The sequence below is a fragment of the Ruania alba genome (genome assembly GCF_900105765.1).
In the GTDB taxonomy this organism is placed as follows: Bacteria; Actinomycetota; Actinomycetes; order Actinomycetales; family Beutenbergiaceae; genus Ruania; species Ruania alba.
Window position 1 is genome coordinate 207955 of sequence record NZ_FNTX01000002.1, and the last position, 25662, is coordinate 233616.

Genomic DNA, 25662 nt, shown 5'->3' on the forward strand with positions numbered 1-25662 from the left:
ATGACCGACGCACGCATAACGAAGGTGGCACGGGGGTCCCGGCTCAACCGGGGCCAACGCGCCAACCTCCACGGGTACCTACTCTCCGCACCGTCCTACCTGGCCATCACCCTGGTCATCCTCATCCCGTTCTGCGCCGTGGTGGTGTTCGCGTTCGCGGAATTCCGGCTGATCGACGTCTCGCAGATGAGCCTGGGCACGATCGACTGGTCGCTGGCCAACATGTCCGGCGCACTCCGGTCGGGGCAGTTCTGGAGCGCGATAGGCACCACCGCGGCGTACGCGGTGTTCACCACACTCGGGGTGATCGGTGGCGGTGTGATCGTGGCGCTGGCGATGCGCAAACCGTTCCGCGGCCAGCACGTGGTCAGGGCGCTCTTCCTGGTGCCCTACGTCCTGCCGGTGATCGCCGCGGCCACGATCTGGCGCACCATGCTCAATCCCCAGTACGGAATCATCAATTCCTTCGGCACCTCCGTACTCGGCTGGGAGGCGCCGATTGCGTTCCTCACCACGAAGTCGGCGCAACTCGGCAGCCTGTCTGTGCCAGTAGCCCTGACCATGGTGATCCTGTTCGAGATCTGGAAGTCGACGCCGTTCACGTTCCTGTTCGTCACCGCGCGGTTGCAGAACGTCCCTGCGGAGCTGGAGGACGCCGCCGCGATCGACGGCGCGAACGCCCGCCAGCGCCTCACCCACATCGTGCTGCCGCAGCTGCGGACCGTGGTGATGGTGTTGGTACTGCTCCGGTTCATCTGGTCGTTCCAGAACTTCAACGACATCTACCTGCTCACCCAGGGCGCGGGCGGTACCGAGGTGATGGCCGTGCAGGTGTTCAAGCAGCTCACCGTGCGCGCCGACGTCGGCAGTGCCGCGGCATACGGCCTGTGCATGACGGCGATCCTGGCCGTGTTCGGGATCGCGTGGGCTCTGACGAACCGACGGAAGGAGGCGCTGTGAGCGCGGTACGAGAGCCAACCTCCATCCGGGTACTGCGGGCCACGATCATCATCGTGGCGATGGTGCTGACCTGCGCTCCGGTGCTGTACGGCGTCCTACTCTCCCTGCGGCCGTTCGCCGCGGCGCTGAACGACCCGCTCAGCATCGTGCCGAGCCTGGACGAGATCAGTATTGACGCCTACGTGCAGGCGCTGCGATCGACCGCTGATGGTGGTTACGGCCTGGGCGGGTTCCTGCTCAACTCCCTGATCCTGGCCGCGGGGACGGTGCTCGCCTCGATCCTCGTCAGCATCCTGGGCGCCTACGCCACCGCCCGGATCCGCTTCTCCGGACGCAGCGTGGGCAACGCCATCATCGTGGCCGTCTACATGTTCCCCGGCATCGTGCTGGCAGTACCGCTGTTCGTGCTGCTCAGCCGTGCCGGACTCACCTCGAGCCTGGCGGGTCTGGTGATCGTCTACGTCGCCCTGACCGTGCCGGTATCGCTGTACATGCTGCGCAACTACTTCATCGCGCTACCCGCCAGCATCGAGGACGCCGCCATGATCGACGGGTGCTCCATCCTGGGGGTGATCTGGCGGATCGTCCTGCCGATCGCCCTCCCCGGGATCGCTGCCACAGCGATGTACATCTTCATGATCGCCTGGAACGAGTACCTGTACGCCCTGCTGTTCCTGGTCCAGTCACGTGACCTGTGGACCGCGCCGTTGGGTATCGCCCAGCTGACCGAGTTCGACACTCCGGTGACGATCCTGCTGGCGGGTTCGATCGTGGTGACGATCCCGGTGGTGCTGCTGTTCGTCCTGGCCCAGCGGCTGCTGATCAGCGGCCTGGCGACGGGAGCAGAGAAGTGAGGAGCAGATGAGGCCCGACTCCACCGAGGACCGCCACCCGGGAACTGTCGACATCGACACCTGGGAACCTCAGGCAACGATCGAAGCGATCCTGACCGAGGACCTGGCCGGCGTGCGCGCTGCCATGAGCGTCTCCGCCGAGCTCGCCACCCTGGTGGAGCAAGCGCACGCGCAAATCCGGGCAGGTGGCCGGATCCACTACTTCGGCGCCGGCGCCTCGGGACGCTTGGCATTCCTGGATGCCACCGAGTCCCGGCCCACGTTCGGCGTGGAGGGCCTGTTCACGGCCCACTTCCCCGGTGGCTCCGATGCTCTGCTGGACTCCTCGATCGACCGGGAGGACGCTGAAGCGGCCGGTGCCGAGGACGCCGGGATCCTCACCTCCGACGACGTGGCGATCGGCGTGACCGCATCGGGCAGCACCGCCTACGTCCGCGGCGCCCTCGCTGAGGCACGCCGTCGCGGTGCCTACACGGCGCTGATCGCCAACCGCGCCGGCGCCTCGCTCAGCAACAGTGTGGACCTCGCGATCGAGGCAGCAACAGGTCCCGAGGCGCTCACCGGTTCCACCCGGTTGAAGGCCGGCACCGCCACCAAGGTGCTGCTCAACGCCTTCTCCACGGCGCTGATGATGCGTGCGGGGCGCACCTGGTCCAACCTCATGGTGCAGATGGTGGCCACCAACTCCAAGCTCGACGAACGAGCCGTTCGGATCCTGGCCATGGCCACCGAGGCACCGGAAGCCGACTGCCGCACGGCACTCGCCACCTGCGACGGCGAGCTCCCGGTCGCGCTGACGGCGATGCTCTCCGGAGTTGAGGTTGAGCCTGCCCGAGAGGCGCTGGCCGTCAGTGGCACCGTGCGGGCGGCTGTGCGTGCGCTGACGTGAAAGGAACACCCTCCCATTTGCCCGGAACCTGCTGTGGTGAGCCTTGAGACCATACGGCGTCCCGGGCCAGTCAGGACGAAGACCAGTACGGCCCAGTCTTCTCCGAATGCCGCCACCCGGCCTCGCTCAGACCGCGCCGTCCGGCCGCAGCACCGCGTCGTCGGTCTGTCGTTCCAGACCGGTGACGACACCCTCCTGCGCTTCGACAAGGTGCTCGCGCATCACGGACTCCGCTAGATCAGCGTCACCGCTGTCGATCGCCTCCAGTAGTCGGGTGTGGAAGTGCAGTGCTGACTCCAGGCCCCTGGGCGCCCACTTGCGTGCGCGTGCTTGCACCGCCTCCACCTGCTGGGTGGCATTCGAGACGTGTCCAGCGATGATCACGTTCCCTGCGAGTTCGGCAATGGCCGCATGAACCGACGCATCCAGCAGGCCATCGCCAACCTCGCCTGACTCCAACTGCTCGGTCTGCCGGCGAACGAGGTCACGCAATCGATCGAGCGCCTCAGGGCGACCGGAGGATTCTTCCGCCGCACGGCGAGCCATCGCGGGCTCGACGAGCATGCGAAGTTCGTAGAGATCCTCGATCTCGTCCGTCGAGATCGCGCTCACGACAGCCCCTCGGCGCGGTGCCAACGTCACCAGGCCCGCAGAAGCGAGACGCCGGATGGCCTCTCGGACCGGCGTCGTCGAGCAATCGAACTGGGTCGCGATGGGAATCTCACGCAACCGGTGTCCGCCGGGCAGGTCTCCATTGCGGATGGCATCCGAGAGCGTGCCCTCGATCCGATCGACCATTGATTGACCGGAGCCTCCCAGCGCCAGACGGAAGATCGGATCAGTCATCGCCACATTATGCCTACGCTGTTTCGGCCGTGTCAGCCGACACGGCGACAGCGTCGATCTCCACCAGGATCCCCGGGAGTTCAGATCCCACCGTGGTGCGAACCGGATAGGGCTCATCGAAGAATTCGCGGTACGCCACGTTGAACTCGGCGAAGTCCCGTTCGGGATGCCTGAGGTGGCAGGTCGTCTTGACCACCTGGCCAAGGTCGGACCCGACGGCGTGAAGCGCCATCTGCAGGTTCTCCAGAACCTGGCGGGTCTGTTCCACGACATCATCGGCCACCGCACCCGTCTCGGGGTGCTGCGGGCCGAACCCCGCCGTGTAGACGAATCCTCCGACCACCACGGCATGGCTGTACGGACCGGCCGGACTGGGCGCCTCCGGGGAGACTACGAACCTCATCTACTTTCCTCTCATTCCGAGTCGGCAATCACGGGGAGACCATGTGCGTGAATCACGGCGCTGTCGTCATGCTGATAGGTGGTATCCAACTCGGGCGTCGCCACCGGGGCAGGAGTGCCTTCTGCTTGGCTCGCATGCCTTGACCGCATCGCGGCGTCGAGGATGCCGCTGACCAGCAGAACCCGCTCGGTAGGCCAAGCCGGTTTCCCACTGACGAAGAACCGTTCGATGTTGCGCACCAGGTAGGAGAAGTGCCCGAACGCTGGTCCGCGTTGAGCCCACACACGGGTCGCAGTGCTGATGTGCGGACCTCGGGCCGCGACCCCGAAGCGGTTCAGTCCTTCGTGGATCACGATCCAGGTCCGCAACCCGTCGCGGTGGATCACCTCGAAGACATCGATCCCAGACTCGGCTATCCGGGCCTCGTGCTCCGGGCTCAGGTCGACCGTCGCCAGCGCCGCCTGGTAGAGGCCTCGGTCGACCCGGCCCTCGTTCAACGCAGCTCGAGCCTGGTCGCCGGTGAGACCGAGCACCTGTTCGACCCCGGACTCGCCGCCCGCTCTGCGCTCAGTGAACGATTGGCCCAGCTCCAGCAGGTGCGTGCCATAGATGTCCGCACCACCGAAGCCGACCACCACTGCGGCATCCATGGTCGCGCCGGCGGGCCAGGTCTCATCCCCGGTCCGCCAGGCCAGCGGGATACTCGAACCGGCCATCAGCGGTACGCCGAAGCGTCGGCAGTCCTCGACCATCCGGAACGCGTCTCGGGTGCGCCAGGCCAGCTGCTTGTCCGTGAACACCGGAGCGAACTGTCCGGCACCCCACATCGTCGAGATCACCGCGTCGACCAGCCGCTTACGCGGATAGAGACGCTGGCCGTACATATTCTCCTCGTAACCGCCGTGCTCGCCGATCACCAGTACGGCGTCCACGGCCACGCCGGGCTCACCGAGACCGAGGGCTTCGGCGACCGAGTCGAACATCGGAATCCCGAACTGCTCGAAGAGTCCCACGCCGATGTCATGGCGCGGATCGTCACCGCCATACGGATCACCGAGCAGTTCCAGGTACGCCGAGACCACCTCGACCTGGGGCTCTTGGTGCTTCCCTTCGAAGATGTAGCCGTCCAGGAGCCGACCCACGACGACGTCAGAGTGCGACCCGCGGAAGTAGGTCGTGAGGATGACCGCCACCCTCGGCTTCGGCCCCGCCGGGGTCGCCTTGTGTTCAGCTGTAGTTGCCGGGGTCGAGCTCACCTGAGTCCACTCCCTCCTGGTAGGCCTCGGTGTAGCGGGTAGAGAGCTCCTCCAGCGCAGGTGCGAGATCGGTATCGGTCACCGAAAGCTCGGCGATGATCTCCTCGTACGGGGTCCCGGAGATACGCAGCGCGTTCCCGGGAGCGATCGGGTCCGGAGTGTCCAGGTACTCCTCAGACGGCACGAACTGCTCGTAGCCCTGGATATCGCTGGGCACGCACTCGTTCAGACTCTCCAGCACCGGGATGATGTGACCCTCCTCGGTGAGCTCACACGTCCGGTCCGCACTCAACCACTCCTCGTAGACGCGCACGGCCAGCTCGGGATCCTCGGTCTGCGAGCTGACAAAGCCGCCAGCCACCACGGTCCCGCTGGAGCGCTGATACTCCATACCATCCGGAATCGGCACCTGGACCGCATCCCAGTCGATGTCGGTGTCCAACGCATCGTTCATCACACCGACCTCGAGCGAGCTGCCGACGTACATACCCACCTGCCCGTTGGCGAACTCGCTGCGGAGGCTGTCCCGGTTCAGAGTGCCGACGCTCGGGAACATCGAGCCATCGGCCTGCAGGTCGCGGTAGAGCTGGAGAATCGGCTCGAACTCCTCCATCGCGAACTCCTGCCGCTCACGGTCGAACAGTCCCACGCGGGTCAGGTTCGGGTTGACCGCCATCGCCAGCGGTTCGATGTGGTTCTGGTACACCCCGTTCCACGCCAGCGGCACGGCAAACCCATACGCGCTGCCACCTGAGGACTCGGTGATAGTCGCTGCGGTCTGACGCACCTCGCTGAACGTCTGCGGTGGCGAATCCGGGTCGAGGCCCGCCTCTTCGAAGAGGTCCCGATTGATCAGCAGCCGCGTGCCGTTGAACTTGTACGGGAGTGCGTAGATGCTGTCCTGGATGATGTAGTCGAAGGACCCGTCGAGGTACCCGTCGAACTCGGCGCGTGTGTCGTCGGAGAGATACTGCTCCAGCGGAAGCGCGAAACCGGGGTTGACCACTTCCGCGGGTGAGGGACCGTGGAAGATGTCCGGGCCCTCCTCGGTTCGCATCGCAAGCATGAGGTCGTTGGCGAATCGGTCGGACGGCATGCTCCGGTACTCGACCTGAACGTCGTCGTTCTCCTCGTTGAAGTCCTCGACCCAGCGTTCGTCCACTGCCGTCTCGCTGCTGGACTGCACCCAGATCGTGATGACCGGGACACCGCCGTCATCACCGCCACCGGAGCACCCGGCAGCCACCAACGCTGTGGCAGCCAGCATGCTGACCATTCCGACCTTGCGCTTATGCATTGTCTTCATCCTTTCAAGGCTCCTGCTGTGAGACCGTCCATGAAATATCGCTGCGCGATGATGTAGACCACGACGATGGGGAGCACCGCCATCACCGCACCGGCGAGCAGGATCGTGTATTGGCCAAAGCCATCGCCACCTGCTGATTTGATGGCGAAGACACTGACTGTGAGCGTCTGGAGCTCCGGCCGCGACAGGGTGAACACCAACGGCACCTGGAAGCTATTCCACGACCACTGGAAGGTCAGGACCGCCGCCGTGGTCAAGATGGGTCGCATGGACGGAATCCCTACGTGCCAGAAGGCGCCGAAGGTGCCGCATCCGTCGATCATGGCCGCGTGCTCGACCTCTTCACCCATGTCCAGGCAGTAGGCCCGCACCAGGAAGGTCGTCAGCAGCGTGATCTCGGCCAGCTGCAGCACGACCACCCCGACCAGGTTGTTGATCTCCAGAGCCTGCGCCATGACGTACCGCGGATAGATCGTCGCGGTGCCGGCACCGAGGAAGATCCCGGCACCCATCAGCACGAGCAAGAGCTTCGACCCCGGAACCATCTTTCTGGCGAAGGCGTACCCACACATCGCCGCGGCGATCGTCCCGATGACCGTCGCAGACACGGTGACCATGACGCTGTTCGTGAATGCCTGGAAGAAGTTCGCCTCGGTCAGGGCATCCAGATAGTTCTGGAACGTCGGGTCGTTCGGGATCAATCGCGATCCTGCGTTTGATAGCTCCGGGAGCGTCTTGAACGAACCCGAGATCGCGTACAGGATCGGGAAGAGAGTATTCACCGCACAGACGATCAGAACGAGGAGTACGGCGATTCTTGTGCGCCGGAAACGATAACCCTTCATCACGCGCCCTTCTTTCGGCCGCGACCGATCATGAGGAACACCACGCCCACGGACACCGCGATGATCACGCTGGCGACGACCGACACTGCCGAGGCGTATCCGATCCGCGAGTAGATCTGTTGACTGAAGAACAGGTCGTAGATATGGGTAAACATGACGTCACTGGCCCCGGCCGGGCCACCATTGGTCAGAGACTTCACGACATCGAAGGATTTCATCACGGACACCATCGCGAGCAGCAAGATGACGTTGATGATCGGGCGCAGCATCGGCAGCGTGATGCTCACCAAGCTGCGCCAGCGGCTGGCACCGTCCAGCGCCGCCGCTTCGTAGAGCTCCTCCGGCACCGACTGCAAGCCCGCGTGGAACAGCAGCAAGGTGAACCCGAACTCCATCCATGCCGTAGCGATGACGATAACTGCCAGCGCGCCGACCCGAGTGCCCAAGAAAGTGACCGGACTGTCCACTAGTCCGAGATTCATCAGGAGGTCGTTGACGATGCCCAAACGCGTCGGCCCGACAAGGAACCCGAAGAGAACGCCGCAGATCATTGCGGGAATGATGTACGGCAGGAAGAACACGGTACGGAACGTGGTGGCAATTCGCTTGCTCGCCGCGTTGAGGAGCACTGCGAGACCGAATCCGATCGGCAGTTGGATCACCACTGCGCACACGGCGATGATGAGCGTATTCGCCACCGACCGCCACCAGCGTGAATCGCCCATCACCTCGACGTAGTTCTCGGCTCCCACGAAGCTCATCTGCAGGAACCCGTCATAGTCGGTCACGCTGATGACCAGCAGCCACGCGAGCGGCACGATCCCGAAGACGATAAAGGGAACGAGAACGGGCAAGGACATGACCGTGCCCCAGATGGAACGGTAGACAGTCCGCCTAGAACGTCGACGCATCTTCGTTGGTACGGCTCGTGCCGTGTCCATATTTTCCATAGAGAACCTACATTGGCTTCCGGGTGGGGTACGTGTCAGCGGGTGGCGGCGTCGAAGGACTTGATGTATTCCGCAATGGCCACGCTGGCCGTTTCCAGCAGTTCAGATCCGAGCTGAGGGTCGGGGCGAGACACGGTGTCCGTGACTCCGTCCGAGGCCTGCCACATCTGCGGAAAGCGGGTGGTGCCCGTCATGCGGTCGGACACGTTCAGGGGCCGCGAGGCATCGTCGATCTCCGCACCCCGGTCCTCGGGCAGCGCTCGCACCAGTTCCGGGCGGAGGGCGCTGAGCAATGACGCCTCGAACTGGCCCGCGTGACCGGGAGCCGGCATCGGGAGGCTCGCCAGCACGCTCTCGTCGATGCAGTCCCAGTAGTTCAGCACCCCCACCGCCAGGTTCAGTCCGAGTTCGGTGACCAGACGATCGGCCGCAGTAGCTCCTGGGGCGGCGTTTCCACCGTGGCCGTTCAGGAATATCAGCCGCTTGAACCCGCTCTTCGACAGCGACCTTCCGATCGAGGCGAGGGCCCGGATGTAGGTGTCGCTATCCAGGCTGATGGTGGCACCGAAGGGCACATGGTGCTCGGAGAATCCGTACGGCATCGCCGGGCACAGGACAACCTTCGCGTCATCCCCGACCAGGCGTACTGCCGACTCGGCGAGGTGCGAGGCGATCATCGTGTCCGTGGCCGCTGGCAACTGCCGCCCGTGCTGCTCGGTGGCTCCGAGTGGCACCAGCGCGATCGCTTCGGTCGACAGTGCCCTGAGGGAATCCCGGGTGAGCTCCCCGAACAAGAGTGTGCTTGGCATGACCTCAGCCTAATTATGCATAATCCATTGTCAAGTATGCGTGCTGAGGTGCGGTCCCGCAGGTTTCCGGATGGTGTGCTCCCACAGCGGCGCACCTGATCGGGTTGGCGCGCCCGGCCGGGCAGCACGCGGGTAGGCCTCCGTGGGCGCACCGAGGCTGCCGGTGTTGAACGCGGTGAGGTCAGCCGATCGTGTCGCCGTAGCGGTCGAGCAGTTCGGTCGCGATGGCGGTCAGGTCACCGCTGGGCTCCGTCGGCCCGATGGTCACCTGGTCCGCCCAGGACTCCTCGAAGCCCACGACGGCGTCCCGCAGGTCGGTGAGATCGCCCTGACCGCCGTAGGTGGCCACCTTCGTGAGCCAGTCGATCCAGATCTGCCAGCGCGGTAGGTAGAACCCGCCGAGCAAGCCCGCCCAGTGACGACCGGAGTAGTCGTGCAGGCCCGAGGTCTGCTCGCCCCACACCGTCAGGAGACGGCGCGCATCGCGCACCAGCGTCTGCTGCTCGCCGGCGTCACCGCCCCAGCGCGCCGCATCGGTGAGCCAGGTGCCCAGGAGCCGCTCACGCTGGGTCCCGGCCAGCCGGTCCAGGTCGGCCAACGCTCGGGTGAGGATCCCGCCGTGGTGAGCGACGCCGTCGAGGTCGGCCGCCTGGGCGGCCGCCGAGAGGGCGCGGATCGTGGCGCGGCTGCGTTGCGCGATCAGGTGGGTGAGGACATCCACAAGGTCGTTCGCCAGCGCAGGCGAGGCACCCGTACTGCCGGCCACCTCGAGCAGATGGCCAGCAGACTCGGCGATCGCCGGGAGGTCACCCTCCACGGTCGGGTCCGACTCAGCGTCGATATTCGCCGAGATCAGCACCGGGGCGTCCGGGTCGAGGAACTCGCCCGCGCTGCGCTGGCGCGCGAACGGCGGATCCACGTCCCACGGGCGTGCGATCAACGGGGAGGGGATGGATCTGCTCGCCCCGGGCCGGTAGAGCGTGGTCACCAGGAGGTGCCACGCGCGGGTGGCGGCTTCCTTCGCCGACGGCGGAGCGTGCCGTAGGTCATAGCGTTGCCACGCGTAGTCATGGACCCAGGTCTGCACCTCCGGGGTGTGCCAGGTCAGGTCGGTGGCCAGCTCGTAGAAGACCGGGTTGTTCTCGATCGCCTCCATCGCGAGCCCGGTGCCGACCAGCTGGCCGACCTCGTGCCGCCCCTCCCGGGCAGCGTCGAGCACGCCGCCGAGGTCGCGGGTCAGGCCGTGCAGGTCGCCGTGCACGGAGAACCGCCCGCCGAAGTTGTGCACCGCGGACCACAACCACGGGGTGCTGGAGATGCCGCGACCGTCGTTCCAGACCGGGGCGTGCTCGGCCCACAGGTCCAGCACCAGCAGTCGGCCACTGGGCACGGCACCGGTCACGGCGGCGATTCGCTCGGTGGTCCAGAACTGCCGGTGGTAGTGGAACGGCCATCCCTGCATCACCCAGATCGCGTCCGGGTCGGTCGCGGCCATTCCGGCATAGACGGCGCGGGTGTGCTCGGCGAGGCGTTCCGGCTCGCCGGTCGGGGGGATGGACTCGATGAACGGGTCGGCGCTGTAGAGGTGATCGGTCCCGAGCAGCTCCGTCTGCGCGCGAGTGACGGCATCGGCAACCCTCGCGAACCGCGGTTCGCGGGCATCCAGCAAGGCCGTGGAGAAGCCCTGCCAGGTGGTGCGCGGGGTGTCGGCACCAGCGAGGGAGTCCGGTACGTGCCCGCCGAACGCGGGCAGCACAGCACGCATGCCCAGCTCGCGCTGCCGCGCAAGAATGCGCTGAGCGAGGTCCAGGCGTTGGTCGAACCATGCGGCGGGCACAGGTCCGCCGAAGGCGTTCGTGCAGCCCATCAGGGTCCAGGGCAGGTGAGCGGCGGAGCCGAGCCAGGTGCGCACGTCGTCCGGGTCCGCGCCCTGCTCGGTGAACGCCCGGGCCAGAACTGCCTCATGGGCCACCATCATCAGCGGGGTGGTGATGCCGTGCAGCGCCATCCAGTCGATCTCGCGCTCCCACCGCTCCCAGTCCCAGTACGGCGCCGAGTAGCCGGTCGTCACCACGTTCAGGTAGTAGCGGTGCTCGGCCGGTGTGGAGCGCCGCACCGGGGCGGCGTCGGGCCAGCCGCCGTCGACCGACAGCGGGAGCGCGCTGTCCCAGGTGACCTGCACCCCGCAGATGTCCTTGAGATAGGCGTACAGTCCGGCGCACGCCGCAGGCGTGTCGGTCGCTCGCACCTGAACCACGCCGGCCCGGGCGGCGTACTCGTAGCCTGGCGATTCGCCGTCGACGTGGGTGACCAGCAGAGCCTGGGCATTGCCGAGCACCCGATGGGCGAGCTGTTCGACCGCGTGGACATTCACGGGAGCGGTCATGCTGTCAGCTCCACCGTCTGCCCGGCGTGCCGGGAACGTTCGGCGGCGAAGGCGATCCGGTGGCTGCGCTCGGCATCACGGAGCTCGGTCGGCAGTGCGGCGGTCTGCCCCGACCGCCACTGCTGCACCTGCTCGACGAACTCGTGCATCAAGCCGTCGTCGCCACCGGCATGGCCGTCGCTCTCCCGTCGCCCCGGGCGATCGGCCAGGTCCGGGTCCGATGTGGGCCCGGCGGAGATCGTCCACGTCTCATCGTCAGGGAGGCCAGACCTGCCCTGAACGTCTCGGTCCCACCGTGACCACTCGTGCACGGTGTCTCCGCGAGCGGGCAGGAACCGGCGCACCTCCAGCTCACCGGTGTCCAGCCGCCCACTGATCTCCCCGTGAGAGCCCAGGATCCGGATCGTGCGCGTGTTGGATGCGGTGAACGCACCGATACGCAGGGTGGCGAGCACGCCGGTAGCGAAGGAGATGGTCACCACCTGGTGGTCCACCTGATTGTTGTCGCTGCGGTACACGCACCGGCCGTACGGACCGTCCTGCAGGGCGGCGAGCCGGCCGGCGTCACTGGTGTCCCTCGTGACGGCGGTGACCGGCCAGGTGTGGTGGCCGGAGAGCCGGTCGAGATAGAGGCGCGGGGCGTAAAAGGGGCAGGTGTCGGCGGCGGGGCAGCCGTCCGTGCACCGCTCGGGGGCGCCCTCTGGTGCGTGCTGGGGTGTGAAGTGGGTCAGTGTTCCGGAGGAGGACACCGACTCGGCTGGTTCGTCGATCAGCCAGGTGAGCAGGTCCAGGTCGTGGCAGGACTTGGCCAGCAGCATCGGACTCGACTCGTCGGCGCGGCGCCAGTTGCCGCGCACGTAACTGTGCGCGAAGTGCCAGTAGCCGATGTCCTCGGTCTGGTCGATATGAATCAGCCTGCCGATGGTGCCCTCGTCGATGAGCCGCTTCACCGTGCGGTAGAAGTTCGTGTACCGGAGCACGTGGGCGACCCCGACGAACGCACCGGTCTCGGTGATCGCTGCTGACATCGCATCCAGCTGCTCCTCGGTGGGGGCGAACGGCTTCTCCACCAGCAGGGCGTAGCCCTTACGGGCACCGGTGACCACCGGACCGGCGCGGATCAGGTCCGGGGTCGCCACCACGAGACCGTCGCTGAGACGGTCGTGGGCGAGCAAATCGGACCAGGTGGCGAACTGCCGCTCCGCGGGGATCTGGTGGTCCTCGGCGAACTCCGCACGACGCACCGGGTCCGGTTCAGCGACCGCCACCACGCGGGCGCGGTCCGGGTAGCGCAGGCAGTAGTCGCCGTACGCCTCCGCCCCTCGATGCCCGGCGCCCACCACGCTCAATGTCACTGCAGTCATCACGCTCATCCTCGCCGTCGCCCGCCCTGCTCTGGATCCGGTCGGTACAGATGCATGCTTGATCGCGCGATGACCCGGATGCAAGAAGACCGGACGAAATGAACGATAGTGATACTGTCGCTATCCACAATGGTGGAAACGGATACACTTGAGTTACTGGACCGGAAGGTAGTAGCGGCATTGCTGGCTCATCCGAGGTGCCGGATGAGCACCCTGGCCGCCGCTGCCGGAACCAGTGCGCCGACCGTGTCACGACGGCTCAACTCGTTGTTCGAGCGGCAGCTGATCCGGGTGGTCAGCGTGATCGACCAGCAGCGCGCCGGCTACGGGTTTGCCGTGTTCCTCCGGTTGCGGTGCGTCCCGGGCGCGAGTGCGGACGTCGCGCAGGCGGTCGCGCAATGGCCGGAATCGGGCTATGTGTCGGTCGTCGGGGGCGATCTGGACTGCACCGCACAGTTGCACGTGCAGTCCACCAAGCACCTGATGGGGCTCCTCAACGGTCGCCTTACCCAGGTCCGCGGCGTGACCGGAAGTTCGACATCGAAGATCATCCGCCGCTTCTCCACTCCGCACGGCTGGTGCGCAGGTCTGGTGCCGGAGGCAACCCTGGCCACTTTGCGCGCGGAGCGGCTCGATCACTGGTCCGAGGATCGCCCGTGCGATACGCGACCCATCGACGCGCTCGATCAGGCGCTGGTCGACCTGCTCAGCACCGACGGGCGGCGTAGTTGGCGAGACCTCGCCGAGCAGCTCCAGATCCAACCGGCCACCGCTCGCCGGCGGGTCGAGGCGCTCATGTCCGCCGGCCTGCTGCGGCTGCGAGCCGTGGTGCAGCCCGCGGTGATCGGGCAGCCCGTGGTCGCCTCCTTGTGGTTGCGCGTGACGCCGGCCCGGCTGGAGGCGGTCGGCCGGACGTTGGCCGCCCATCCGAACGTGCTGAACATCGCGGCCACGACCGGGCTGACGAACCTGAGCGGCGAGATCGCCACATCCGACGACGACGCGCTCTACACCTTCCTCACCGAGGAGGTCGGGCGACTCCCCGGCGTGGCCGCCGTCGACGTCTCGGACGGCCTGCAGGTGATCAAGCGAGCATCGCTCGTCTACGACCCGGAACATCCAGAGCGGGTGCGGAGCGAGGTCACGCCGGGATGACTGTGCGCTGAACGCTCGCAGAAGTCAGCGTTCTGCGGGTGCGGGCGGGCCGGGCGCTCCGGTCGAGCATGGACGCATCCGCGGCACGTTACGCGGGTCTGGTTGGATCGGCATCGTGGAAAACTGGAACTCGCAGACGAGAGGGAGTCGATGATCGAGTACACGCTGGACGACGACGCACTGCACTGGACCGGCCTGGTGAGCCTGGAACACCGCGCCACCGATCGTTGGCAGCCCTGGCGGCTACCCACTGATGCCGGACTCGACACGCTGTCGCCGATGCTGGCCTCGCGTGCGCGAATGGCGTCGGGCGCGTGCACCCGGCTGGCGACCGACGCCACCGCGCTGGAACTGACCATCCTTGCGACCGAGGACCAGGGAGATCGTCGGCCGGTCGACATCGTCGCCGGCGGCACCGTCGTCGCCAGCCTGCTACCCGACGAATCCGGTCAGGTGCACACCGACCTCCCCGCTGGTTCGAAAGAGGTCGAGATCTGGTGGCCCCACTGGGGTGAGCTGACTCTCGGCCCGCTCCGCACCAATGCGCCGATCCGGGCGTCCGGATGGCGCCCTGCGCTGCGCTGGGTGACCTACGGCAGTTCGATCACCCATTGCCGCAGCGCCGACTCCCCCACCGGCACCTGGCCCGCGCTCGTCGCCCGCGCACACGACTGGGACCTGACCTCGCTGGGATTCGGGGGCCAGTGTCACCTCGACCCGGCGGCCATCCGCACGATCCGGGACCGCCCGGCCGACCTGATCTCCCTGTGCCTGGGGATCAACATCCAGGGCGGCGGCACCTTCAACGCCCGCACCCTGGGCCCGCAGGTGGCCGGTGCGATCGAGCGGATCCGGGAGGGACACCCGGACACCCCGATCGCCGTGATCACGCCGATCGCCTCACCCGACCGGGAGCAGCAGCCGGGCGGAGGCGGTCTGACGCTCGCCGAGGTTCGGCAGATCGTGGGCGAGGCGGCCGCGAACGTGATCGAGCGCGGGGATCCTGATCTCCATATCGTCGACGGCCTGCAGATCATCGGCCCCGACGACGCCCATCTCATGCCCGACGGGCTGCACCCCGGCCCGGAGGGGTACCGGCTGATGGCCGAGCGGATCGGGCCGGTTCTGGGCGGCATTGCTGGGCAGGGCGCCCCCTCCTGAGCGATCCAGTTCGGCCGGCAGCGGCGGCATACACTCCCGCCGTCACGGTGCCAGCAGCCGCCGCAGCGCATCGAGAACCACGTCCACCTCAAGCCCGGCAGTCGTGCCCTCGTCCGCGAGCGCCTGCACCGCCCACTGGTCCATGGTTCGCAGCACCGCGACCACGAGCCCGAGCTGCAACTCGGCAGGGAGGTCGGTTCGCACGGCTCCTACCTCTCGCCCGATCTGGAGCACCTGGGCCACCCAGGCCGAGATTTCGGCGACCACACCGGTCTGCGCACCTTCGGGCGGGGCGGCATAGAAGAGGCGCCCCAGCAGGAGGGCGTCGGGATGAGCAACGAGGTCGCGTTCCAATCGCGAGAGGAACTCTTCAGTGACCTCCCAGAATTTCTCGGCAAAGGAGTCCGGCGCGGGAACCTCCAATCCGGACCGCACCTGCTCGGTCAGGTCGCCGATCACGAGAACCACCAGGTCCTGCTTGGCGTCGAACAGGTGATAGAAGCTGCTCTTGCTCATCCCGCATGCGCGGATGATCCGGTTCAGCGACGCACCTTCGAGACCGGCACTCGCGAACTCGTCCGCCGCGGCCCGCACGAGTGCGGCTCGACGTTCCGGGTCGAGGCGATCCAGCGGGGTTGGCATACCGCGAGAGTAGTGGGAGTCAGGCGCGGCCGGTCGAGCACTCAGGTGTCCAGCACCAGCGACAGCGGGCCGCGCACCTGACGCAGGACAAGCGGGCCTACGTTTCCCCAGCGGTCGATCACACGGCGCGTGGCCACCGATCTCACGTACTGACACTGCGCTGAACACCGGCGATGGAGCCCATTGTGGCCGTCAGGCTCAATCACGATCTCAACAGCACTCTGCCGGACGGTACGCATCAGCGGTACTACCTGGACGACGTTCGACCGGCTGCGCAGGACCCTCGCGGCAGTCACGACGATCGCAGCCGAATGAACCCAGCCTCCGAGCCAAGCGGCGTACCACGATCTCGTTCGACGACATCACCGGGCGTCAGCATCGAGCCACGCGGTCTCGTCCTCCGCCAGCGGTTCGACCAACTCGCGACCAATCTCGTCCTGGCACATCAGCCGGACCGCACAGGCGACGGTGGACCACCTGGTCCACGGAGCATGCTACCGTCGCTGTGGACCGCCTGGTCCAACATTCGCGGAGGGAGCCGGTGTGAGCTTCATCGAGACACCACTACAGGACCAGCTGGAGGCTGCCGCTCAGGACTCCCGGCCCACTCTCATCGTCGGCGCCGGCATCGCTGGCACCGCGATCGCCCAGCTCCTCCGCCGCGCCGGTCAGCACCCGGTCCTGATCGAGCGTGCGGCCCCGGCAGCAATCAGCGGCGGCTACATGCTCGCCCTGATGCCCATGGTCGACGCCGCCATGGAGGACCTCGGCATCCGTGACAGCTACCGCTCGGCCAGCGTCCCCATGAACCGCTACCAGGTGCGCTCCCGCAACGGAAAGGTCCTGCGCACCGACCCGATCGCCGAGGTCCTCAGCCAGTACGGCGACTACCGCGGCATCAGCCGCGGCGACCTCCTCGACGTCCTCACCACCGACCACGCCCCGGTGACCAGCCAAACCACCGTCACGGCACTGCAAGAAGAGCCGGACGCTGTCACGGCTACCCTGCGTACAGGACCGCAGGAGACCGAGGCGAGCTTCGCCGTCGTGATCATCGCCGACGGGATCAACTCGACCACCCGCGACCTGCTCGAGACCGACACCACCAGGGTGGAGACCGGCTGGGGCGGCTGGGTGGTGTGGGCACCCGAGGACGAGTCGATGGACCTCGGGGAGGAACTCTGGGGAACCGACTTCTTTCTCGGCACCTACCCCGTGGCTGGCGCTATCGGCGTGTTCCTCGGCGGGGACGTGGAGGACACCGCGGCCGGGCCGGAAGCATTCGTGCAGGGGATACGTCGCCAGGTCCCCTCCCCTGGGCCGCGGGCAGAGGCAGCGCTCGAGGCAGTGCTTGCCGATCCCGACCCCTACTTCTGGCCGCTCGACGATGTGCGCGCCGACCGCTGGACCACCGGCCGCACCGTGCTGCTGGGCGATGCGGCCGCCGGATTCCTGCCCACCGCGGGCATCGGGGCAGGGATGGCGATGGAGTCGGCCTGGGTGCTGGCGCGGATGCTGGACCAGCCCGACGGCGGCTCCTCGACACCCGACCTGCTCACCTCGTTCGAGGCTCGCCAACGCCCCCGCGTGGAGGCCGCGCAGGACAACTCCCGCCAGCTGGCACGGCTGATGTTCCGGCGCAGCCGAGTCTGGGCCATCGTGCGGGACCTGGTGGTGCAGCGGGTCAGTGTGGCGACGGCGCTGGGCCCGATCCGGAAGTTGCTCGCCGACCTGCCGACCCCGGACGCCCGCGTGCCGTAGCCCACCCCCAATCGCCGACACCCCAGGAGCCGCGCTCCCTGTGCCGAGACCGGCCGGTGCTTCACAGCCCGGAGCACGATGCCGCAACGGTCTCATCACACCTTCGGCACGATCTCGCTGCCACCCTTATGCCGGGCGCACGGGCGGCCTACCGTTCCAGCATGAGACGAATCAGGGGAATTCTGGCAGTGGTCGCCGTTGCCGCGCTGGCAGCCTGTTCGGGCGGTGGCGCCGACAGTACGAGCAGCGGCGGGGAGATGGCCGGACCGCAGGTGGAGCAGGAGGCGGCCGGTGACGGCGCCTCGGTCGCCGACCGAGATGCCGCCGGCCGCGACGTCGATCAGACCGGTGAGCGTCAGGTGATCACCACTGCCTACGCGACCGTCGTGGTGGACGATCCCGAGGTGGCGGCGACGGACCTGGCCACCCTGACCTCCGCCGTCGGGGGCCACGTGCAGAGCCGCTCGGTCCACCAGGGCGAGAACACCGACGAGTACCGAAGCCTGCCCTCGGCCAGCATGACACTACGGGTCCCGTCCGATGAGCTGGAAGGGATGCTTGCCGATCTCGCCGACCTCGGCGACGTGCGCGAGGTCTCCCAGGACAGTGAGGATGTCACCCGCACGCTCGTCGACCTGGACGCCCGGATCAGCGCCCTGGAGACCTCCACCGCACGGCTCGAGGAGATCATGGCCGGGGCCGCGACCAGTGCGGAGCTGATCGAGGCCGAGGCGGCACTGAGCGAGCGGCAGGCCGAGCTGGAGTCGCTGCTCTCCCAGCGCGAGCACCTGGCCGAGCAGGTGGCCCTGTCCACCCTGCACGTGGAACTGACGGCGGAAGACCTGCCGGAGGTCACCGCCGACGGCTTCCTCGGTGGCCTGCAGACCGGGTGGCAGGCTCTGGTCTCGTTCGTCAGCGTCCTCGTGGTGACCGTCGGGGTGCTGCTGCCGTGGCTGGTGGTGCTGGCCATCCCAGCAGTGCTTCTTCTGGTCATTGCCAAGCGGCGCCGTCGGAGGAACGACACCCCGACGAACCCGAACAACCCCGAGCCTGTGCCGAACGAGAGCGCCTGAACTCAGCTCTCGGGGATGGTGATCTCGACGTCCGCGCCGTGGTCGGTGAGCACGGCGCGGGCCGAGGTGCCGTCGGGGTAGTCGTAGTCGATCGCGCGCAGCAGGCCAGCGGGACCGACCCACCACGTCTCGGTCCGCCCGTCCAGGGCGAGCTGGTACCCCGTGACCGCCACCCCGTCGATCTCGTCGGCACCGGCCTCTTCAATAGCGCTCGCATCGGCCGCAAGCTGCTCCTGCCAGTGCGCCCAGTCCCAGGTGTCCGGCATCGGAGCGGTGGCATCCGGCTGCACGAGTTCCGGCTCCCCGCCGCCCTCGGCCACCCAGTACTCCTGGTCCACCCACCACTCGCGGCGGGTGATGGTTCCGCCGGTGTCGGTGGTCGTGACTTCCAACGCGTCCAGTTCGCCCTCGACATAACGGACGGCGCCGTCCTGGGTCCCCTCGGCGGTCTCCTGGGTGAACCGGAACGAGCCCGTGGATCGCAGTGCCGCTGCCGTGACTGTCCCGATCGTGTCGCTGGTCAGCGGAACCGCAATCCCGACGTCGACGCCGAAGTCGAACAGCCGGCCCTGCCCTTCGGGGCCGTCGGAGGTGGAGAACTCGTACCGGCGCAGCAGGTCGGCCTCATCCAACCACCAGGTCTCGGTCCGCTCCGGCCCGGTGATCTCGACACCTGTCACGTCCACGCCGTCGATCTCGTCCGTGCCCACGGACTGCACCGAGGTCGCGGCGGCAGCAATGTCCTCCTGAAGCAGCGCCCAGTCGAAGGCAGCCACGAAGGACTCCGCGTTCTCGAGGGTGTCCAGGCTTGGTGTCGCATCCTCACCGCGCGCGGTCCAGTACACCCCGTTCACCCACCAGTCGCGCCAGAGATCCCCACCGTCACGCTGCGTGACCTGGATCGCCGTCACCTGCCCGTCCTCGTAGGCGATCGCCCCTTCGGTGGTGTTCTCCGCGGCGGTGAACTCGAACCGGAACGACCCGGCATCGCGGAGCGCTGCCGCGGAATCGGCACCGATGGCTGCCGCGTCACCGGTGTCCGGACCCCCATCCCCGTCCGGGGTGCACCCGGCCACCAGCAGCCCACCCACCAGGGCTACGGCACCGATACAGGTGCGTATCGCCGTCGTCATACGCATCGACAGGCCCGCCGGTTCGATTGCGCGCATGTGTTCTCTCCCCCTTGCTGGTCGCGGACGACCCTAGCAACCCAAGGCATCCGGCCGATGGGGACCCCTCCCCTCGGAGGCGTCCGATCGCCCACGCTCGCCACGATGTCAGTAGCGACTACCGATGCTCACCACGTGTGTACCTGACTAGCGTCGGCGGTGCCCGAGCCGCCGAGGAGGAGGTGCGCCATGCCCGGAACCCGTGCCCGCAGTGGCTGGCACGTGCCACCCGCGCTCCTCATCCTCACCCTTGCGGCTGGCTGCAGTGTGTTCGACAGCACGGACACCGCCTCCGTGTTCGACCTCAGCGCGGGTGACTGTGTGCTGGCGCCGGAGGACGTGACGGTGGAGATCTCCGAGGTCACGGTCGTGCCGTGCGACGAACCGCACCAGCTGGAGGCCTACGCTCTGGCAGACTTCCCCGCACCGTCGGGGCAGGCTCAGGCGTCGGCAGCCGGCAGTTCGTTCCCGGGCGACGCCGCGCTCAAAGATTTCGCCGACGGAGCCTGCGCCGAGGAGTTCGCCGGCTATGTGGGCGTCGACTACCGCGACTCCTCACTCTGGTTCACCTACCTGGTGCCTTCGGCCCGCAGCTGGCAGGCCGAGGACGACCGCACTGTGCTCTGCTTCGTCACCACCACCGGGGACGAGCTCACGCAATCGGTCGCCGGCACCGGGTGGTAGCGGCGGCCATCTCGTCTCGCTCCGACCGATCACTGACCGCTGCGACCACCATCGAGAGGACTGCCATGCCACGGCCCGCGACAACCACCACCGCCACGATGACGTGCACTTTCGGAGCAGCACCATCGACCATGAATGCGACGAGCGCGCCCACGGTCCTGATCGAGGGCAACCCGGCAGCGACCATCCGCGACACCATCCCGATCATGAACATCCCACCGTTCGGGATGTGCACGTCGCTGGCCAACCCGGCCGTCGCCGCAGCCACGACGGCCGCACTCGGGGTGCTCACCCCGGCTCCCTGCGTCCCCGTGATGGCGACGCCGGCGTGGCAGAACGGGGCCACCCGGACCCTCATCGGCGGCACCCCCGGGCTCACCCAAGGGGCGATGTGCACGTGCGCCTACGGCGGCGTGATCCAGATCGTCAACGCCGGCACCCTCAGGAGTCAGACGGGCTGACTCCTCAGTCCGTGGTGACCGACTCGATCACCGCGACGAAACTCTCGTCGAGGTCCGGCCCGCTGCTGAGCCGGGTGCAGTTGACGATGACCAGTTGCGCCCCGAGGATCAGACCCTGCACCTGCCGGACCCGGTGCCCCAGTCCTTCCGGTTCGAAGTCGTAGGCACGCAGCGCCCGACCGCCCTCGGTATCACGCGCCCACGCCAGGCTGAAGCCCGGGTAGTCGGCGGTGATGTCCCGCAAGGACGAGTCGGCCAGCTGTTCCATACGGTCTGCGGAGATCGGGGCGTGGCACTGGATGACGATCGAGGGGCTGTACTCACTCTGAGCCAGCTCAGGACCGGCCACCACGGTGAGGGTGCGAGCTGCCGGGTCGGAGGTCGCCTCCCAGCCCTCGGGGATGAGCGCACCCATCTCCAGCATTTCGTCATACACCCGGATCAGGCTGGGCCCAATCCCCGCGCCGGACGTCACTTTCCTACCTCCGACATCGGGTTCAGCTTGCCCGCGTCCGTGCCGTGGGCGTGCTTACCCTCGATCGCCCCGCCGAGCTGACTGGCGATGGTGCGCGGGGTGAACAGCAACGTCTTGATCTTCCCCTTGCTCACCGTGACTTCCACGTCGGGCCGTCCGGACCCGTCGACGTCCTTGAACGTATCCTCGATCATGGACTCGAGGAAGCGGTCCACCTTGCTGACGTGGGCGTCGTCCGGGGCCATCGAGGTCAGCTTCGACCGCGGGAATGCGCGATCGATGATCGCCTGCACCTTCTCGATCTTGACGTAGTCGGTGGCGCGGTTCATCCGCAGCTGTTCCAGCTTCATGTCCCGATACGTCTCCAGCTCCGGCTCAACATTACGGGTGAGCACGTCCTCATAGTTCATGATCTTGTCTCGCACGCCGTCCGGGTCGCTCTTCGCCCGAGCCTGCCACAGCGCCTTGCTGGCCATCCGCCAGATCAGCACCCCGAGCGGCTTGAGATCGGCGACCACCTCACCACCACCGCCCGCACCGAGCCCTGCGGACCCGCCGGCGAAGACCTCGAAGGTCAGGTTCCCGCCTCGCATCGAGAAGCCGCCCTCGACAGTGCCACCCGCCCCAGCGCTGGCTTCACCCTTCGCCCTGAAGCCCAAGAGCTTCCGGCCATAGAGCGTCGTCTTGCCCTCGATATGGCCGGTTGCCTTGGCTCCGGCAAAGGCCGACGCCTTACCGGAGATCGCCACGACCCCCCGGACCGGGTCGATGGCGAACTCACCGTCGGCCGATGCTTCTGCGCCTGCCATCGCCTCCCCGCCAGCACCCAGATGGACACCCATCCCTTGTGCAGCGGTACCGGCGTTTGCTGCGATCTCGCCGGATATGTCCGCCTTCACCTTCGCGCCGGCGAACGCTGAGGCTGAACCGGTCGCGTCCACTCCGACCGGGCGACCGCCGACCATGGTCACCGACGCCTGCCCTCGCGCACGAGCCATCGCACCGGCGAACCCCTGAATTCGACCGGAGAGCAACACGTGGGCGTGCTCGCCGAGCTTGGCGTAGGCCTGCCCTTCCAGGCGACCGTTCACACCGAGGAAGGTGCCGAGCTCCATCAGCGCCTGATACTGCTCATACGTGATCCCGACGGCATTGATGTTCTCCGATGAGCTCACGGCGCCACGCGCATAGGCTCCGCCACCTCCGCCGACCGATGCCGCCCCGGTCACGAGCGTGTTTTCGGTGGATGACTCACCTTGAGCGAGTCGCGAGCCCCACATGTCGATACCGGCCTGGAGCTCCCCCTCGTCCTTCTCGAGCACTCCTGACCGCTTGACCCAGGCGATCAGTCGGTCGAGCCGGCTGAGATCCGCGCCGTCCGCATTCGCTTGCTGTGCATCGCCTCCGGAGTCCTCGTCCTGGTCCTTCCTGCGCCGGGTTCGACCAAGCGCCTTGCCAATGGACTTCTTGAGAGATCTGCGGACGTCACGATCGGATCCGGTTGGTTCAGAGAGCACGTGCGCGATCTCATGGGCAAGCACGCATTCGCCATCCGTGCCGCGAGCTCCCGCACCGAGGAAGACGTCCTGACCAACGGTGAACGCCTCGGCAGAGAGGGCGTCGTTGAGCCGGCTCGCCTCCGGCCCCCGGTGGATACGCAGGCGCCCGAGGGGCTGCCCGAAGGCGCTCTCCATCCTGACGCGATCAGCTCCCTCGAGCGGAGCTCCGCCACCACGGGCAGACTCGATCCGCCCTGCCAGCTGCTCGCCCAGCGGCCCACCCGCCGGTCCCACGGCCGCGCCCGGAACAGCGACCGGAGCAGCCGACCGCCGCAGGTGCGAACAGCCCGAGCCATGACGATCGTGATCGGCTCCCGCCCGGCCCTGCTCGCTGTCCTCCACACCCGTGGTCCGGCGGAGCCTGGCGAGCGCGGTCTCGGCCCGCCGATCCGCCAGCTCTTCAGTCACGTCATCGGCACGACCCACCACCAGGTCACCTGTACCGACACCCGCCAGCGGCGCCGGGGACGCCGCAGCAGCATCGGGGCGGGTGGCCTCCGCGACCTGCCGCCCATCGGCCGCCGTGGTCGTCGAACGCGAGAGCACCCGTTCCGTCATCCGCCCTCCCTCGGTGCACGCGAGCCGTCAGCTCGCACTCCTCCCAGTGTGATGCGAACACCACTCGGGAGCATCGGTAGCCACTACCGAGATCCGGCCCACTGCGACCCCGTCACCCGTCGTCCCAGCTTGGCCATCTCCCGCTCAGCCGCACGGCGTAGATCCGCCATACCGACCTGCCGCCGCTGCGCGACCGCGTCGTAGGTCGCAGCCAGCACGATGTTGCGCACGTCGCCCCCGGCGATCTCGAGGGACTCGGCCAGCAGATCCAGATCGACCGGATCACCAGGCGCCGTTCCCGGCAGCTGTGCCAGATGCTGCTCCCACAGGCGGCGCCGGGTGATTGCATCCGGATCGGGGAAATGCACCATGAAGTGCAGGCGCCGCGCGAACGCCGGATCGAGGTTGCCGCGCAGGTTCGTGGCCAGCACGGTGATCCCTTCGAAGGCCTCCATCCGCTGCAGCAGATAGGCGACCTCCTGGTTGGCGTAGCGGTCACGGGAGTCGGTCACCGCCGAGCGGCTCCCGAACAGGGCGTCCGCCTCGTCGAAGAACAGCACCGCATTGAGCGACTCCGCCTTTGCGAACACCCGCTCCAAGTTCTTCTCGGTCTCACCGATGTACTTGTCCACCACGCTCGACAGGTCCACGCCGAACAGGTCCGCACCGAGTGCGTCGGCCAGCACGTGCGCCGCGAGCGTCTTCCCCGTCCCCGGGCTTCCGGAGAAGAGCGCGCAGATGCCGGTGCCCTTGCCACCCTTGCCCTGCAGGTCGCCCAGCCCCAGCACCTCGTCACGGTTGCGCGCCCACCCGATCAGCCTTTCCACCTCGGCGCGCACATGATCAGGCAGCACCAGGTCCTCGAGGGTGGCCGGGGTACCGCCGGCATGGGCATGGTGCCCGGCGGCCAGCATCCGCACCGCCCGCCGCACATCCTCGGCCTCCACCGCGCGACTCTCCCGCCGCGCGTCGGCGCGTGCCCGCTCGGCGACCAGGTCGATCTCCTCCGGCATGATGCGGGCGGCGACCACCTCCGGGCCGACCACGTCCTCCTCGATCGCCTCGCGCCAGAGCATCTCACGTTCGTCCCTGCTCAGGCGGGTGGCCGTCACCGTCGCCGGCAACAGCTGCGACCATCGTGGTTCCCACGCGATCGTCGAGACCGCGACCACCGGCACCGCCGCACGATCGATCAGGTCAAGATGCGCCGTGGCGTGCTGAGCGCCGAGCAGCACCAGCACCGCACCCTCGAGTCCCGCCTCCAGGGCCAGGGCGGCGAGCGTACGGCGCACCTGGGCTGGAGCCGGCGTCGTTCCCTCGTGTTCGGGCACGCCGGCCGCACGCCCCGACGGCGCCCGCTCCAGATCGGCCACGACGCACGCCACTCCCAGGCGCCGGCACGCCGCGACTGCGAGAGACGCCGCAGCTGCCCCCGGCGCCGCCCTCACCCAGACCAGCGATTCACCTCCTGCGAGCGCATCGGCCACCGCACCGGCTCCGTCGACATCGACCGGACGCGCGTGCACCAGCACCCGCTCGACCTCCTCCGGCACCGCGACCGCCCCCAGCACGTGCGAGGCGACCCGGTCCGGCACCGCCAGTCTCCGGCTGAGCAGCACGCCCTCGCCTTCCACCCGCATCAGCCCGTACCCGCGCAGCCGTCCACCCGGCTCCAGCATTCGGCGGGCGCCCGGGTCGGCACTGCCCAGACCGGCCGACTCCCAGGCGAGGGCGACGCTCGGGCGGGCTGCGCCGTCATCGCCGGAGAGCAACCCCGCCAGCAGGTGGGCACTGGGGTGGGCCTCGGGGAGGCACACGAGAGCCAGCACCAGGGGTTCTGGTGCGATGAGCCCGAAGCGCTCAGCCACCTCGCCCACCCCGGCGTCGAGCACCTCCAGCGATGCGCTGTCGGCAACCAGCGCCGCGAGCGCCGCCCGGGCCACCTCGCCCCCTGCCGAGTCGGCACCGGCCCACACCCCTGCGCGTTCACGGCGCTCGACGGCGGCCTCCCACGCTGCCAGCACGGCACCGGTGAGGCTGTGGGTCGTCATGGCAGCACTGTCTCCATGGCAGCACTGTGGCACGGCACCAGGGCA

The 25662-nt window shown here is 67.7% G+C and carries 24 protein-coding genes; 9 read left to right on the forward strand and 15 right to left on the reverse strand.

The window, feature by feature from the left end; genetic code table 11:
- The 3 genes from BLU77_RS11495 to BLU77_RS11505 are packed head-to-tail and all read left to right on the forward strand — an operon-like array spanning window position 1 to window position 2703.
- Window positions 1-960: a carbohydrate ABC transporter permease gene (locus tag BLU77_RS11495; RefSeq protein ID WP_089773303.1), complete on the forward strand. Its 960-nt coding sequence runs from the start codon at window positions 1-3 to the stop codon at window positions 958-960.
- On the forward strand, window positions 957-1814 hold the full coding sequence (locus BLU77_RS11500; RefSeq protein WP_245708822.1) for a carbohydrate ABC transporter permease: 858 nt from the start codon (window positions 957-959) through the stop codon (window positions 1812-1814). Before BLU77_RS11495 ends, BLU77_RS11500 begins: the two co-directional genes overlap by 4 nt.
- A 7-nt stretch (window positions 1815-1821) precedes the next feature.
- On the forward strand, window positions 1822-2703 hold the full coding sequence (locus BLU77_RS11505) for an N-acetylmuramic acid 6-phosphate etherase (RefSeq protein WP_089773304.1): 882 nt from the start codon (window positions 1822-1824) through the stop codon (window positions 2701-2703).
- Window positions 2704-2829: 126 nt separating this feature from the next.
- On the opposite strand, the gene BLU77_RS11510 is transcribed toward BLU77_RS11505, so the two are convergent.
- The 9 genes from BLU77_RS11510 to BLU77_RS11550 form a co-directional block, all read right to left on the reverse strand.
- Window positions 2830-3549 carry a GntR family transcriptional regulator gene (locus BLU77_RS11510; RefSeq protein WP_175477067.1) on the reverse strand — a complete coding sequence of 240 codons (720 nt, stop codon included), beginning with the start codon at window positions 3547-3549 and terminating at the stop codon, window positions 2830-2832.
- A 13-nt stretch (window positions 3550-3562) separates the two neighbouring features.
- Window positions 3563-3952 carry a RidA family protein gene (locus BLU77_RS11515; protein WP_089773306.1) on the reverse strand — a complete coding sequence of 130 codons (390 nt, stop codon included), beginning with the start codon at window positions 3950-3952 and terminating at the stop codon, window positions 3563-3565.
- Window positions 3953-3963: 11 nt separating this feature from the next.
- A complete protein-coding gene (locus BLU77_RS11520; RefSeq protein ID WP_139177746.1) occupies window positions 3964-5208 on the reverse strand; it encodes a hypothetical protein in 1245 nt (414 codons plus the stop codon).
- Window positions 5180-6514: an ABC transporter substrate-binding protein gene (locus BLU77_RS11525; protein WP_089773308.1), complete on the reverse strand. Its 1335-nt coding sequence runs from the start codon at window positions 6512-6514 to the stop codon at window positions 5180-5182. The genes BLU77_RS11520 and BLU77_RS11525 overlap by 29 nt, the downstream gene beginning before the upstream one ends.
- Window positions 6511-7296 carry a carbohydrate ABC transporter permease gene (locus tag BLU77_RS11530; protein WP_175477068.1) on the reverse strand — a complete coding sequence of 262 codons (786 nt, stop codon included), beginning with the start codon at window positions 7294-7296 and terminating at the stop codon, window positions 6511-6513. The genes BLU77_RS11525 and BLU77_RS11530 overlap by 4 nt, the downstream gene beginning before the upstream one ends.
- 62 nt (window positions 7297-7358) lie before the next feature.
- Complete coding sequence (locus BLU77_RS11535) at window positions 7359-8213, reverse strand: carbohydrate ABC transporter permease (protein WP_175477069.1); 855 nt, start codon at window positions 8211-8213, stop codon at window positions 7359-7361.
- Between the two features lie 131 nt (window positions 8214-8344).
- The gene (locus BLU77_RS11540) at window positions 8345-9118 is read right to left on the reverse strand and encodes a creatininase family protein (protein WP_089773311.1); all 774 of its coding nucleotides are present in this window, start codon (window positions 9116-9118) and stop codon (window positions 8345-8347) included.
- A gap of 181 nt (window positions 9119-9299) precedes the next feature.
- Window positions 9300-11504, reverse strand: coding sequence for an alpha-N-acetylglucosaminidase (locus BLU77_RS11545; RefSeq protein ID WP_089773312.1), 2205 nt, complete (start codon window positions 11502-11504; stop codon window positions 9300-9302).
- Window positions 11501-12868 carry a Gfo/Idh/MocA family protein gene (locus BLU77_RS11550; protein WP_217632430.1) on the reverse strand — a complete coding sequence of 456 codons (1368 nt, stop codon included), beginning with the start codon at window positions 12866-12868 and terminating at the stop codon, window positions 11501-11503. The genes BLU77_RS11545 and BLU77_RS11550 overlap by 4 nt, the downstream gene beginning before the upstream one ends.
- A 129-nt stretch (window positions 12869-12997) precedes the next feature.
- Here BLU77_RS11550 and BLU77_RS11555 point away from each other — a divergent pair, with 129 nt between their 5' ends.
- A complete protein-coding gene (locus BLU77_RS11555; RefSeq protein WP_089773314.1) occupies window positions 12998-14023 on the forward strand; it encodes an Lrp/AsnC family transcriptional regulator in 1026 nt (341 codons plus the stop codon).
- Window positions 14024-14173: 150 nt separating this feature from the next.
- Window positions 14174-15184: a GDSL-type esterase/lipase family protein gene (locus BLU77_RS11560; protein ID WP_089773315.1), complete on the forward strand. Its 1011-nt coding sequence runs from the start codon at window positions 14174-14176 to the stop codon at window positions 15182-15184.
- A 42-nt stretch (window positions 15185-15226) separates the two neighbouring features.
- On the opposite strand, the gene BLU77_RS11565 is transcribed toward BLU77_RS11560, so the two are convergent.
- On the reverse strand, window positions 15227-15826 hold the full coding sequence (locus tag BLU77_RS11565; RefSeq protein WP_089773316.1) for a TetR/AcrR family transcriptional regulator: 600 nt from the start codon (window positions 15824-15826) through the stop codon (window positions 15227-15229).
- 41 nt (window positions 15827-15867) lie between these two features.
- Window positions 15868-16122, reverse strand: a complete 255-nt coding sequence (locus BLU77_RS11570; protein WP_245708824.1) for a type II toxin-antitoxin system PemK/MazF family toxin — start codon at window positions 16120-16122, stop codon at window positions 15868-15870.
- A 247-nt stretch (window positions 16123-16369) separates the two neighbouring features.
- On the opposite strand from BLU77_RS11570, the gene BLU77_RS11575 reads away from it, so the two are divergent.
- Together BLU77_RS11575 and BLU77_RS11580 are read left to right on the forward strand one after the other, a co-directional pair.
- Window positions 16370-17587: an FAD-dependent oxidoreductase gene (locus BLU77_RS11575; protein WP_245708825.1), complete on the forward strand. Its 1218-nt coding sequence runs from the start codon at window positions 16370-16372 to the stop codon at window positions 17585-17587.
- A 161-nt stretch (window positions 17588-17748) separates the two neighbouring features.
- On the forward strand, window positions 17749-18660 hold the full coding sequence (locus BLU77_RS11580; RefSeq protein WP_175477071.1) for a DUF4349 domain-containing protein: 912 nt from the start codon (window positions 17749-17751) through the stop codon (window positions 18658-18660).
- 2 nt (window positions 18661-18662) lie between these two features.
- On the opposite strand, the gene BLU77_RS11585 is transcribed toward BLU77_RS11580, so the two are convergent.
- Window positions 18663-19829, reverse strand: coding sequence for a hypothetical protein (locus BLU77_RS11585; RefSeq protein WP_139177747.1), 1167 nt, complete (start codon window positions 19827-19829; stop codon window positions 18663-18665).
- A gap of 189 nt (window positions 19830-20018) precedes the next feature.
- On the opposite strand from BLU77_RS11585, the gene BLU77_RS11590 reads away from it, so the two are divergent.
- Together BLU77_RS11590 and BLU77_RS11595 are read left to right on the forward strand one after the other, a co-directional pair.
- On the forward strand, window positions 20019-20513 hold the full coding sequence (locus BLU77_RS11590; RefSeq protein WP_089773319.1) for a septum formation family protein: 495 nt from the start codon (window positions 20019-20021) through the stop codon (window positions 20511-20513).
- A 98-nt stretch (window positions 20514-20611) separates the two neighbouring features.
- On the forward strand, window positions 20612-20974 hold the full coding sequence (locus BLU77_RS11595) for a DUF4280 domain-containing protein (RefSeq protein ID WP_281242107.1): 363 nt from the start codon (window positions 20612-20614) through the stop codon (window positions 20972-20974).
- Between the two features lie 4 nt (window positions 20975-20978).
- On the opposite strand, the gene BLU77_RS11600 is transcribed toward BLU77_RS11595, so the two are convergent.
- The 3 genes from BLU77_RS11600 to BLU77_RS11610 all read right to left on the reverse strand — a co-directional run bounded on the left by BLU77_RS11600 (window position 20979) and on the right by BLU77_RS11610 (window position 25617).
- Entirely contained in the window at window positions 20979-21449 is a 471-nt protein-coding gene (locus BLU77_RS11600) for a hypothetical protein (RefSeq protein ID WP_089773320.1), read from the reverse strand.
- On the reverse strand, window positions 21446-23566 hold the full coding sequence (locus tag BLU77_RS11605) for an eCIS core domain-containing protein (protein ID WP_089773321.1): 2121 nt from the start codon (window positions 23564-23566) through the stop codon (window positions 21446-21448). The genes BLU77_RS11600 and BLU77_RS11605 overlap by 4 nt, the downstream gene beginning before the upstream one ends.
- Before the next feature lie 83 nt (window positions 23567-23649).
- Window positions 23650-25617, reverse strand: a complete 1968-nt coding sequence (locus BLU77_RS11610) for an ATP-binding protein (RefSeq protein ID WP_089773322.1) — start codon at window positions 25615-25617, stop codon at window positions 23650-23652.
- Window positions 25618-25662: the final 45 nt, after the last annotated feature.

Bases quoted from the DNA above. Each gene is read 5' to 3' on its own strand.
- BLU77_RS11495 (WP_089773303.1), top strand. From the start codon at position 1: ATGACCGACGCACGCATAACGAAGGTGGCACGGGGGTCCCGGCTCAAC.
- BLU77_RS11505 (WP_089773304.1), top strand. From the start codon at position 1,822: ATGAGGCCCGACTCCACCGAGGACCGCCACCCGGGAACTGTCGACATC.
- BLU77_RS11510 (WP_175477067.1), bottom strand. From the start codon at position 3,549: ATGACTGATCCGATCTTCCGTCTGGCGCTGGGAGGCTCCGGTCAATCA.
- BLU77_RS11515 (WP_089773306.1), bottom strand. From the start codon at position 3,952: ATGAGGTTCGTAGTCTCCCCGGAGGCGCCCAGTCCGGCCGGTCCGTAC.
- BLU77_RS11525 (WP_089773308.1), bottom strand. From the start codon at position 6,514: ATGAAGACAATGCATAAGCGCAAGGTCGGAATGGTCAGCATGCTGGCT.
- BLU77_RS11540 (WP_089773311.1), bottom strand. From the start codon at position 9,118: ATGCCAAGCACACTCTTGTTCGGGGAGCTCACCCGGGATTCCCTCAGG.
- BLU77_RS11545 (WP_089773312.1), bottom strand. From the start codon at position 11,504: ATGACCGCTCCCGTGAATGTCCACGCGGTCGAACAGCTCGCCCATCGG.
- BLU77_RS11550 (WP_217632430.1), bottom strand. From the start codon at position 12,868: ATGACTGCAGTGACATTGAGCGTGGTGGGCGCCGGGCATCGAGGGGCG.
- BLU77_RS11555 (WP_089773314.1), top strand. From the start codon at position 12,998: ATGGTGGAAACGGATACACTTGAGTTACTGGACCGGAAGGTAGTAGCG.
- BLU77_RS11560 (WP_089773315.1), top strand. From the start codon at position 14,174: ATGATCGAGTACACGCTGGACGACGACGCACTGCACTGGACCGGCCTG.
- BLU77_RS11565 (WP_089773316.1), bottom strand. From the start codon at position 15,826: ATGCCAACCCCGCTGGATCGCCTCGACCCGGAACGTCGAGCCGCACTC.
- BLU77_RS11580 (WP_175477071.1), top strand. From the start codon at position 17,749: ATGAGACGAATCAGGGGAATTCTGGCAGTGGTCGCCGTTGCCGCGCTG.
- BLU77_RS11585 (WP_139177747.1), bottom strand. From the start codon at position 19,829: ATGCGCGCAATCGAACCGGCGGGCCTGTCGATGCGTATGACGACGGCG.
- BLU77_RS11590 (WP_089773319.1), top strand. From the start codon at position 20,019: ATGCCCGGAACCCGTGCCCGCAGTGGCTGGCACGTGCCACCCGCGCTC.
- BLU77_RS11595 (WP_281242107.1), top strand. From the start codon at position 20,612: ATGACGTGCACTTTCGGAGCAGCACCATCGACCATGAATGCGACGAGC.
- BLU77_RS11605 (WP_089773321.1), bottom strand. From the start codon at position 23,566: ATGACGGAACGGGTGCTCTCGCGTTCGACGACCACGGCGGCCGATGGG.
- BLU77_RS11610 (WP_089773322.1), bottom strand. From the start codon at position 25,617: ATGACGACCCACAGCCTCACCGGTGCCGTGCTGGCAGCGTGGGAGGCC.